The organism is Pseudoalteromonas gelatinilytica (assembly GCF_001641615.1).
GTDB classification, from domain to species: domain Bacteria; phylum Pseudomonadota; class Gammaproteobacteria; order Enterobacterales; family Alteromonadaceae; genus Pseudoalteromonas; species Pseudoalteromonas gelatinilytica.
On the sequence record NZ_LRRU01000017.1, the window covers coordinates 215,383 to 227,059 of the forward strand.

An 11,677-nucleotide genomic window follows, 5' to 3' on the forward strand; every position below is an offset into this window, starting at 1 on the left:
ACTTGAAGTGGGCTTTAAACATGATAGTTAACAGAAATTTATCGATTTTCGAGTCGGTTATAGTCAAATAAACCAAACTCGACGCCGCGATACTCTTTCGCTACACGGTGTAAAATATCGCTGTATTGCCAAAACTGTGGATGTGTTCGGCGAATAGCAAACTCACTTTTCAGATCTCTGTAAGCTGCTTCATCTGTTGCTTTAGCCAGCCCAGCTGCAAAAGCTGCAACCTGCTGATCATTGTGCAAGTACCAAATTGCTTCTGGGTAATCACCTATAAACCCAGGCACAATCGTCACTGTATCTTCGTCATAAGCGCGCTGCCCTTCTTCATTCAATAAGCTCGAAATATTGTAATGAGCATTATGATGGATCAGGGTATAGGCCTTGTGCTTATCTTCGCCATCTTTGACTAACACAAACGAAATTTGCGGTAGCAAGTTCACAGCTTTAACTGGAAGATCGTTAATTCGCGCAAGCGGCTCAGGTACTTTCGTATAGTCGTAACGGGGGCTCAATATTGGCTTCAGTTTCGCTTTTAGCATATTGAATAACTCAGACTGCGGATCCATTGTTTTGTATTCAATGCCAGTAGGTTGACTAAATGACAATTCATCCTCAAAGAAGCTCGTTAAGCTAGGTGGCGATTTACGATACCACTGGGCTTTAATTTCCTTACGCTTAGCTTCTGGTAATAATGCAAGGTAGTTTGCTTCACCTTCTAAGCGTAAAAAGTCCATGTACAAACGAGTTAATAACTGATGACCAATGTTGCCATAGACATCAAACCCCGCCACCAGCAAGTAATGGATACGTTCAAATAACGCATAGTCGAGAATCCAAGCGGTCTTTGGTTGCTGGCCTATCCAACCCTTTACAACCGTTGCGCTATCGAAATGGCGAAATACCGTCAGCGCTGCATTTTGGTTATGACCATCTCCTTGCCAAAGTAAATCGGTTGTAAGGTGCTGACCGTTAGCAAACATCTTATTTGCCAGTGCAACTTTGGCAGACAAATATTTGTTTTGGCGTTTTGAATACTTCACCCAGCTAGAAATCGGCAAAGCATTACTTTCTTCTTCAGCCGGTAATGCTAATGCATCTTCATGTTGTAACAACATTTCACCGACTTTAGGTGTCGCCGCCATTTCAGGCTTCGCAAAACCCACCCAGAACTGGTCGTTAATTACATTTAACGCGATTTGACCACGACAAACCGGCCCTTTAATAAAGCCCATAATAATAAGCTCAGCTTCATCAAGCATAAATTGATAACGTGAGTTTACTGGTATTGCCGCAAAGGCTTTAAATGGGTTTGACGCCACTTCTGGCTTATAGCTTGGCAGTTTATCTACTTGATAATCAGCTTCAATAAATTGCGAATGTAAGCGTGCAAGCTTTTCGTCATTTAATGCTAAAGGTAAATGTGTTTTCGCTAAAATAGTCGAACGATCATGCATTAAACGATAGTAAACACGCTCAACCTTAGGGTCTTCATAGGGGCGACGGGTGCTAATGTGTTTGATCTCTTCACCCGGTGGCGTTGAAGAGCGAACCAGCTTAAAGTAGCTGTGTTTATCGCCATGCTCAGGGAAGTAAATATGCGCTAAATACCAGTGCTCATAAATATAGCGAGCAGCCAGTTGATGCTTTAAACCATCTTGATTTAAAAATGCTTCCCACCGTTCGACCTGTTTGAGTACTCCTTTTTCAGGAGGCTCGATATGAGCTAAATAACCGCCTTTTCGGAGCCACTTAGCAAGGTGCTGAAACTCTTCACTCGAGATACCCGGTAAACCATAAGGCATACCACTATGCGGGCTATCTTTAGCAAATGAGTCAAACTCATTCATTGTGGTACATGTTTGCTCACGGTCGAGTGAAAAATCAAACTCATCGCCTAAAATTGCTTGTTTAGGCAGTGGGCTGCTTTGCTTAAGTACTAAGGCATTATAAAGCACACTACCGGCAAGGTTCGCTTCTTCGGTTTGAGCTCGCTCATTAAGTACTGGGGTAAAGCCTTTTTCACGCCACTGGGCGGTACTTGTCGCATCAAACAGCAAGCGGCTTGGCTCTTGCGCTAGTAAACGTGTGCCGTCATAAACACGCTCTTTACTTAAGCCGCGGTCGATACCTTCCACAGAAGATAACTTAAGCTGACACGGTGCATCATAGCAGCCATGACAAACCACACAGCGACTATCAAGTACGGGCTTTACATCACTTAAAAACTCAGCACCTTCAAGTGTTGATGCTGCAACCACGCGCTGTTGTGGTTGTTCTTTACCAAACAGTTCATCGTAATGAGCGGCACCTAAATATGCACAGCCACTTAATAGAATAAGACCAAATACGGTGGTGAGGAGTTTTCTCATCCTTCCTCCTCGATATCTTCAACGTCATCACCTAAATCGAAGGTTGGCATCATATCGACTTGCGGCGACACAAAGGTTTGGTCGTTGTCGCAGCTAAGCATCGCACTCAACAGTGGTCCACGAACGAGTGTCAGTTGCGCATCGTGCTCACGGCCAATCAATACTTGGTAGTCATCATTTAACGCTTCAAGACGATATTCATTAACGGCGATTGCAACACTGCTATCAACAGCTGGATTTTGACAAAGCTGTGCGAGTAAGTCTTCGCTTAAGGTTATATGTATTAATACATCTGGGGACTCGATGTCACGGCTATGAAGGTTTTCATCGAAATAAAAAAGAGGAAGGGTTAAATCGCTATTTTGCTCTAATTCCATGTGCTGCTCTCTACATCAAAATGACTTTTAATTGTACGAGTATAGCAAACTATAAGTTCAATAATTAGCGAAACTTATCAGCCGTTAGCAGCTTTTTAGCTGCTAACTAACCGAATTATAAAAACAGTGAAAAATGCATTACCAAGGTAGCGTTTCGCCGTTTGAATGCCAAAACCCACCTGTGTTGCTAAGGTTTAATTCGTCAATCCGCTTGATGAGCCGCTCTGCGGCAGTTTCAGGGCTGATATCGCCGGCAAAATTAACCATTTGCGTTTGTACAAAGCCCGGATGAAATAACCCTACGGCAATTTTTTTATCTTTTAGCTCATGGGCTAAACTAACACTGGCAGCATTAAGTGCCGCTTTTGACATACGATAACCAATGTAACCACCCGAGCTATTATCTGCAATTGAGCCCATACGTGATGTGATCATCGCTACTTTGGCATCAATACCTAAGCTTTGCTGTAATGCATGAGTAATACGAATAGGCGCGATACTATTCACGCTAATTTGTTTTTCGATGGCAGCAAAGTCCATGTCAGCTAATGTTTCGTTATGAAAAATACCGGCGTTGTTAACCAAAATATCAATTTTGTCGCCGTGCAAGTAATTGGCAAGGGTTGCAACATCATCGGCATCAGCCACATCAATATCGCTAATAATTTTTACGTCGAGTGCTTTTAGCTCTTCGCTTGGGGTGCGAACCACTGCAGTAACACGGTAACCTTGGGCTAAATACTGTTTACAAAAATTTAGGCCAATACCTTTATTGGCCCCCGTAACCACCACATGCTTAGTCATCAATCTGCTCCTTAGTAGGCTTTTATATACCCAAACCACTTCAAGATGCGAGTTTCTGCATCTTGAAGAGGCTTAGCTATATACTTTGGGACAGATTGACAAAAACCAAGGGCTTAAGTTAATTCATCAATGGTTGATTTAAGAATAGAAAATACAGCCCCTTGCGGATCGGTAATAACACTAAAGCGCCCAACATCTGGAATGTCTGTTGCTGGCACACAAATAGCCCCATTAAGCTGCGTTGCTTTGGCGACAGCCTGATCGCAATCTGCTACCGCAAAATATGGCATCCAATGGGGTGGAATGTCATCTGGCCATTCATTGGTCATTTCAAGCATGCCTGCAATCGGTTGCCCATCGATGGTAAATAAGGTGTAGTCCATGCCCTCCATGGGTTTCACCTCAAACTGCCATCCGAACAACTGACAATAAAAGTCGCGACTTTTTTGCATGTCTTTCGACACAAGCTCAAACCAGTAAGGCAGGTTTAGCTCTTGCACTCGTTTAGCCCCGATATGCTCACCCGCTTGCCACAAGGCAAATGTTGCACCGCCAGGTTCTTGCAGCATCACCATGCGACCCGCTGTCATGACATCATGTGGCCCTGCCAAAACCGTTGCCCCCAATGACTTTGCCTGCTCAGTGCTTTGGTCAACATCATCAACAGCAATATATAATAACCAATGGGTTGGCATCTCACTCATACTTGCTGGCAGTTGATACATAGCGGCAATATCATCACCTTGCTTTTGCAGCATGGTGTAATACATATCTTCACCTATTGGCTGGTCGTCAAAACCCCAGTCAAAAAGTTGCGTATAAAATTGCTTCGCAGCTTGCCAGTCTTTCGCGCATAACTCGGCCCAGCAGAAAGTACCTGCAGGGTGTTTTGTATTTATTTTTGTCATGGCTGTTCCTCCTTCATTAACGGTAATCAACAAGCTGCTTTTTTGCCAATTATTTTTAAAATTTATTTAATTCACGTTTAGAAAAATTAAATAATCATAATCAATAACTTAGGTTTAAACCCTGCTAAAACAGAGAATTGCAGTTATGGCACTATATTGATTGTCACAATAAACGCATGTATAAATGCGAACAATTTTTAATAACAATTGTATAGCGATTTAACTATGACGATGAAATTTGCGCTTCCTTTTTTACTTACTCCTATCGCTGCGTTTGCAAATCAGGCCCAAGATATTGAACGTATTACCGTTTCTACAACTCGTAGTACGGCACCTGTTAGTACTGTACCTGCAACTATCAGTGTTATTACTAGTGAAGACATTGCTGAGCAACTTGCTCATACTCAAGATCTATCGCAAATTTTAGGTAATTTATTACCGAGCTTTTCACCAAGTCGTCAAAAAATGACCAGTGCAGGTGAAACACTCCGTGGCCGTGAGCCGCTATACATGATTGATGGTGTTCCTCAGTCAAACCCGCTTCGTAACGGTTCTCGTGATGGGAATACGATTGACCCTGCAATGATCGAACGCATCGAAGTGATCAGTGGCGCAAATGCAATTCAAGGCATGGGCGCAAGTGGCGGTATTATTAATATCATCACAAAATCAGCTGGCGATTTTAATCACCAAATGAGCGCGGGGTTTAGCACTCCAACAGACGGTGGCAGCGACAGCCAAAGCTATAAAGCCAGCTACTTATTCAGCAAACAACTAGATGATATTAGCTTCATTGGTGGTGTATCGGCTCGTAGTACGGGTATGTATCGCGATGGAAACGGTGACTTTGTTGGTTTAGATGGCACACAAGGTGACACGCAAGATTCAACCAGCCTAGACTTATTTTTAAAAGTTAAATATCAGCTTGATAACGAGCAAAGCATTCAAGCAATGCTGAACCACTACAAAATTGAAGGTAATGGTGACTTTGTAGCTGTAAATGGCGATCCAGCAACAGGCCTTGCAACCTCAGCTGAAAAAGGGGATGTAGAAGGCGACACGCCACGTAACCGTGTAACAACCTTTACCCTAGATTATAACCACAGCAATGTGGCTGGCGGTAACCTTGCTATTCAATTATTTACGCAAGATTTTGCAGCTATGTATGGCGGCGGCACATTTGCGTCGTTTCAAGATCCAGCCTATGGCGAGAGTATTTTCGATCAGTCTCAAAATAAATCACAAAAGTTTGGTAGCCGCGTTACTTACAATAAAGATAACCTGTTAAACAGCCAGTTTGATATTGCGACCGGTATTGATTTACTTTCTGACGAAACATACCAAGAGCTTGCGCAAACAGGTCGCCATTGGGTGCCAAAAACCAAGTTTAATAACATCGCGCCATTCGCTCAACTACGTTATGACGGCTTAGAGGATTGGACGTTCAATGCCGGTGTTCGTTACGAGTACGGCAAATTAAAAGTGGATGATTTTACCACCCTAGCCTCATACAACAGCAGCTTTGTAGAAGGCGGTGAGCCAAGCTTTAATGAATTATTAGAGAACTTAGGTGTTGTCTATCAAGTAACTGATGAACTTCGTCTATATGCAAGCTACAGCGAAGGCTTTAGCATGGCTGATGTTGGTCGTGTGCTGCGTGGTATTAATCAAGCAGGTTTATCGGTTGAGAGTTTCTTAAACCTAGAGCCGGTTATTTCTGATAACCGCGAATTGGGTTTTGAATATGCTAACGATAGCTTCAATATTAAAGCCAGCTACTTTGAGTCTGACTCAGACTTAGGTTCACGTTTACAAGCTGATGCTGATGGTATTTACAGCGTGCAACGTGAGCGTACTGAGATCTCAGGTTTTGAAGCAAATGCTCAATATTACCTAACTAACAGCACAACATTTGGTGCAAGTTACGCTGATACAGAAGGTCAATATGATGGTGATGGCGACAATAAAGTAGAAAGCGATTTAGGCGGCAGCAATATTTCACCTACACGTTTAAACCTTTACTGGCAGCAACAGTGGCCAGCGAATCTATCTAGCCGCGTACAAGCTAACAAAGTATTTTACCGCGACTTTAATACTGGGGAAGAGTTTGACGGCTACACAACCGTTGATTTATCGGTACAATATCAAAGTGTTGAGTACGGTGCATTTAGCCTAGGTATCGATAACCTGCTAGATAAGTATTACATCACTTACTACGGTCAAACACGCCCAGCAGCAACACGCTATTTTGCGGGTACGGGTCGTACCGTAAACCTAACTTGGAACTATGCATTTTAGGTTTAAGCTAAGTAATTAAACAATAAAAAAGGCACCTTGGTGCCTTTTTTTGTGGTTGGTACTAATTAGTGATGATGTCCATGCTCACCTTTGAGCTGATTACCTTGCGCATCATAGAAACCGCTCGCGCCATGCTCAACAAACCCTAAGTTGATCATTTTAGCTAAAAATGGATCGCTTTCATTATCACCGATATCTGCGTAATCGGTGGTTTGGTAGTTATCCCATTTCGCAAACTCTGCCTGCACCTTTTGCTGGTTGTGATGGCTGGTTGTTAAAGCAATTTCACGGCTATAAGTGGGTGTTGAAATACGAATTGCTTTAAGTAACTTTTGATTGGCAAGCCAGCTTAGCTCGACTTTGCTTTCACCTTGCTGCTGTGTGTAATATTCTGTTAGTTCACAGCCTTCACCCGTGCTTTTTTGGTGCGTCATTGACGCTAAAAACTTATCGCTTACTAACTGATATTTGCTACTCCAATCTTGCTCACCTTGCACTTCCGATGGTTGATATTCAATGCCACGCTGCGCTTGCTGGAAATAACGAATTGGGCGAATTTGTTGATTACGTAATTGCTGCCATAGCTCAATAAACTGTGGATTTTGCTTAGCCACCTGATGAGGCGTGCGCCATAGAGTGAAGGTGTCTTCAGAATGCTGCTTATTAGCGACAATGTCTGTGGTGACTTTATAGTCTGCTTGCGTAAAACCGGTATTCATATCGCATTGCCCTGCAACAGCAAGTGGGCTAAGTAATGAGGCAAGTAAGATGGCTGCTTTCACGGGATTCTCTTTTTATCTTGGTTTTCTTTATAACTGATTGAGTAAGGGAGGCTCAGAGCCTCCCAAACACTCATTATTGTGCTAATTTAGCATCGGCTTGTTTAACAAGGTCAGCGGCATAATCCATAACATGGAAAATAAGGCTTTGCTCATTAGTGCCTGTAACTAAATGTGCACCTGGGCCTACTGCATACACACCCACATCTTCTGCTGCGTGTGTTTCAGAGCCTAATGGCACGAGCGCTTCTTGGTGGAAACCAGGTGCCGTGGTATCAACATCGGTTAAGTCAACACGACCTGTTACTGGCGCATAGTTGTAACCTTCTTCTGCATCAGTCTCATCACCTAAATCGCGGAAACCGCCACCATTGGTATAACCAACCGTTGTGTATGGCATGTTATCTGCGGCAAGAGATGGTTCATCGCTACCCACAGGTACCACTTTACCTAAGATTGGGTTACCACGTTTTGGGTAGCCTGCAATGGTAAATACGTGGCTGTGGTCAGCTGTAACGATGATTAACGTGTCTTCAATGCTGGTTTTATCAAGAGCAACTTGTACTGCTTTTGATAGCTCAACTGTATCGCTTAGTGCATTGTAAGCATTACCAGCGTGATGACCGTGGTCAATACGCCCTGCTTCAACTGTTAAGAAGAAACCATTGGCGTTGTTATCTAGTACATCAATTGCTTTTGCAGTCATTTCAGACAGTGACGGCTCACCCGCTACATCGTTTGCACGGTCTGCTTCGTATTGCATGTGTGATTCATTGAATAAACCAAAAACACGCTCAGTCGTATCTGCATTGATTGCATCAAAACCAGCTTGGTCCATTACATACTGACCCGCAGGGTATTTGGCTTTCCACTCAGCTGTTAGGTCGCGACCATCCGTACGGTCACCTTCTACAGCGCTCATCGCATCAGCTGAGTTATAAGCCGCATCTTTTGGTAAGAAATGACGACGACCACCGCCCATCACAACTTCTAAACCATCAACATCAAGGCCTTCGTAGCGAGCTTCAAGGTTTGCTTCAAAGTTAACTAATTGCGATGCAATATCTTCACAACCAGCGGTAACTGCTGCCTCTGGCATATCAGATACATCTTCCCAGTTACGGTCAGCCGATTTGGCATAGGTTGCTGCTGGCGTTGCGTGTGTGATTCGAGCTGTCGAAATAATACCTGTCGACTTACCAGCAATCTCAGCAAGCTCAGTGGCTGTGACTAGTTCATTACCTGCAACCGTTGCACAGTTACCACGTTCGATATCTTCATCAACACCAATAACGCCAGCATCCGTTTTTACGCCCGATGCCATTGCCGTCATCGTACCCGCTGAATCAGGTGTTTGCGCATCAACGTTATAGGTTTTAGCAAACCCTGAGAATGGGAGTGTTTCAAAGCTAAGTTGGTGCTCTTCACCCAGCTTACCTTCTAGCTGGCCGGCCATGATACGTGCTGCTGTGACAGTCGAAATACCCATGCCATCACCAACAAACAGAATCACATTTTTCGCTTTACCTGACTCTTTTACAACAGCCGCAATGTTTTCTTCGCTAGTAGCGACTTTAACTTGTGCTGACTTGAACCACGCATTATCAGTCAACGGCGCTAATTGCGATGCTGTTAACGACGTTGCTGGTGCATTACATGCAACGGTTGTATCCGTTACTTCTGCTGAGTCTAGCTCACCGTTATCATTGCTATCTGCACCTGTTAGGGTTTCTGTACCACCGTTTACGCACTGCTCAGAACCTACAGCTAACGTGTTTTCTACGGTTAATGTTTTTGGAGAGTTGTCATCGTCATCCGAACAACCCGCTAATGCCACTACTACAGCAAGAGAAATTAAATTTAGTTTTTTCATCGTCGTCGCCATTATTCTTCAATTAGTTCTAGAGCTTGGTTAATGATGTGGAAAATTACGTTTTGCTCCACAACGCCTTGTGCTAGTTGCGCACCTGGACCTTTTGCATGAAGCGAAATATCTTCGCCCGCATGAGTCTCAGAACTTAATGGCACAGTCGTTTCTTGGTGATAGCCAGGTGCAGTCGTATCAACACCGGTTAAATCAACACGACCTGCAACAGCAGCATCGTTATAAGACACCTCTGCATCTGTTTCATCGCCTAAATCACGGAAACCTAAGCCATTTGCATAGCCAACGGTGGTGTAAGGCATACCATCTGCCGCAAGGCTTGGCTCTTCGCTACCAATGGCAACCACTTGACCTAAGATTGGATTCCCGCGTTTCGGATAACCCGCGATAGTAAATACGTGGCTGTGGTCGGCAGTAACAAGAATAAGTGTTTCTTCAGGATTGGTATTCTCTACTGCTGTTTGCACTGCTTTGGCAAATTCAACGGTATCGTTTAACGCGTTATAAGCATTACCCGCATGGTGACCATGGTCGATACGGCCTGATTCAACGGTTAAGAAAAAGCCTTTTTCATTGCTCTTTAAGATATCAATTGCTTTACCTGTCATTTCAGACAGTGACGGCTCACCCGCTACATCGTTAGCGCGGTCTGCTTCGTATTGCATATGTGATTCATTAAACAGTGCAAATACACGTTTAGTATCGGCATTAAGCGTATCGAAACCCGCTTGATCCATAACGTACTTGCCATCAGGGTACATTTCTTGCCATTCAGCAGTTAGGTCACGCTCATCCGTACGGTCACCTTCTACTTCGCTGACTGCATCAGCTGAGTTGAACGTTGCGTCTTTTGGTAAGAAGTGACGACGACCACCGCCCATCACAACTTCAAGACCATCAACGTCAGTGCCTACGAAGCGTGCTTCTAGGTTCTTTTCGAAATTAACAAGTTGTGAGGCAATGTCTTCACAACCCGCTTCAACAGCATCAGCTGGCATGTCTGATACGTCTTCCCAGTTACGGTCAGCTGATTTTGCATAGGTCGCAGCTGGCGTTGCGTGAGTAATACGCGCTGTTGAGATAATACCTGTTGCTAGGCCTTTGATTTCTGCTAGTTCTGTAGCGGTAATTAACTCGTTACCAGCAACGGTTGCACACTTGCCACGCTCGATGTTTTCGTTAACACCAATAACACCTACATCAGTTTTAACGCCTGAAATAATTGCTGTCATTGTGCCTGCAGAGTCAGGTGTTTGCGCATCAACGTTGTAGGTTTTGATTTGCGCAGAGTAAGGGAATTCTTCAAAGCTTAGTAAGCCTTCTTCGCCCGACTTACCTTCCATTTGACCTGCCATGATACGTGACGCAGTGAGCGTTGAGATACCCATACCATCGCCAACAAATAGAATGACATTTTTAGCTTTAAACGTTTGCTCAGCCTGAGCTGCCGCTTCTTTTTTTGTTAATGTAGCTTCAGCGGCACTATACCAATCATTTTGTTTTTGACTGTCTGGTAACACACCTGCATTGGCCGTCGCTGACAATGCCAACGTTAAACCAATTGCAGTAGCAATTTTATTAATTTTCATCGTTACGTTCCGTTAGTACGTTATTTTAAGAATTTGAGTGCTAACTAAACTGCACTTGGATAATTAGCGCAGTAATACTAAGAACGCATTGTTACTAAAAAAGTGACTTTTCATGACGAAATGATGAAACAAAAACGACTTTAGATATAAGTAAGTATTTAGTTTCAGGGGAAATAATAGGGTTAGGTGCTAGGGGTGAGTTGCGAGTTGCGAGTTGCGAGTTGCGAGTTGCGAGTTGCGAGGGTAAAGGTTCTAGGTTCTAGGTTCTAGGTTCTAGGTTCTAGGTTCTAGGTTCTAGGTTCTAGGTTCTAGGTTCTAGATCAAGCCTAATTGTAAAAATGGTTCTAATTCGGCACTAAAGTGCCTCCTACGGTATTTAATTTCTGAGTAAGACACCGAACTTAACAACCCCATCAGTCTAATCTGACGTCTGATAGCTGATAGCTCTGTTTACGTTGGGTTTCGCTACGCTCTAACCAACCTACCCGAAGAATGAACAGGCCGAATGCTGAGCGAGACACCACACTAAACAACCCTCTCGATCTAATCTGACGTCTGATAGCTGACAGCTGATAGCTTTTCTTCACCCATAAAAAAACCCGAGGCTAAGCTCGGGTTTTTCTTAATGCTTGATGCATTACTATAGTTGATTACTCAACGAT

8 protein-coding genes are annotated in these 11,677 nt (G+C 43.7%); 1 reads left to right on the forward strand and 7 read right to left on the reverse strand.

Features of this window, described 5'->3' with window-relative positions; translation table 11 throughout:
• Positions 1-38: 38 nt before the first annotated feature.
• The 4 genes from NH153_RS08625 to NH153_RS08640 form a co-directional block, all read right to left on the reverse strand.
• A complete protein-coding gene (locus NH153_RS08625; protein ID WP_063702864.1) occupies positions 39-2,375 on the reverse strand; it encodes a fatty acid cis/trans isomerase in 2,337 nt (778 codons plus the stop codon).
• Positions 2,372-2,752 carry a hypothetical protein gene (locus NH153_RS08630; protein ID WP_063702866.1) on the reverse strand — a complete coding sequence of 127 codons (381 nt, stop codon included), beginning with the start codon at positions 2,750-2,752 and terminating at the stop codon, positions 2,372-2,374. The genes NH153_RS08625 and NH153_RS08630 overlap by 4 nt, the downstream gene beginning before the upstream one ends.
• 138 nt (positions 2,753-2,890) lie before the next feature.
• A complete protein-coding gene (locus NH153_RS08635; RefSeq protein WP_063702868.1) occupies positions 2,891-3,556 on the reverse strand; it encodes an SDR family oxidoreductase in 666 nt (221 codons plus the stop codon).
• Between the two features lie 113 nt (positions 3,557-3,669).
• On the reverse strand, positions 3,670-4,464 hold the full coding sequence (locus tag NH153_RS08640; RefSeq protein ID WP_063702870.1) for a VOC family protein: 795 nt from the start codon (positions 4,462-4,464) through the stop codon (positions 3,670-3,672).
• Between the two features lie 231 nt (positions 4,465-4,695).
• Here NH153_RS08640 and NH153_RS08645 point away from each other — a divergent pair, with 231 nt between their 5' ends.
• Positions 4,696-6,762 carry a TonB-dependent receptor gene (locus NH153_RS08645; protein WP_063702896.1) on the forward strand — a complete coding sequence of 689 codons (2,067 nt, stop codon included), beginning with the start codon at positions 4,696-4,698 and terminating at the stop codon, positions 6,760-6,762.
• A 65-nt stretch (positions 6,763-6,827) separates the two neighbouring features.
• Here NH153_RS08645 and NH153_RS08650 read toward each other — a convergent pair whose 3' ends face one another.
• The 3 genes from NH153_RS08650 to NH153_RS08660 form a co-directional block, all read right to left on the reverse strand.
• Positions 6,828-7,544 (reverse strand): hypothetical protein, encoded by a 717-nt coding sequence (locus NH153_RS08650; protein WP_063702873.1) that lies wholly within the window; start codon positions 7,542-7,544, stop codon positions 6,828-6,830.
• A gap of 73 nt (positions 7,545-7,617) precedes the next feature.
• Complete coding sequence (locus NH153_RS08655; RefSeq protein ID WP_063702875.1) at positions 7,618-9,414, reverse strand: alkaline phosphatase; 1,797 nt, start codon at positions 9,412-9,414, stop codon at positions 7,618-7,620.
• Positions 9,415-9,425: 11 nt separating this feature from the next.
• Complete coding sequence (locus NH153_RS08660) at positions 9,426-11,015, reverse strand: alkaline phosphatase (RefSeq protein WP_063702877.1); 1,590 nt, start codon at positions 11,013-11,015, stop codon at positions 9,426-9,428.
• Between the last annotated feature and the right edge of the window lie 662 nt (positions 11,016-11,677).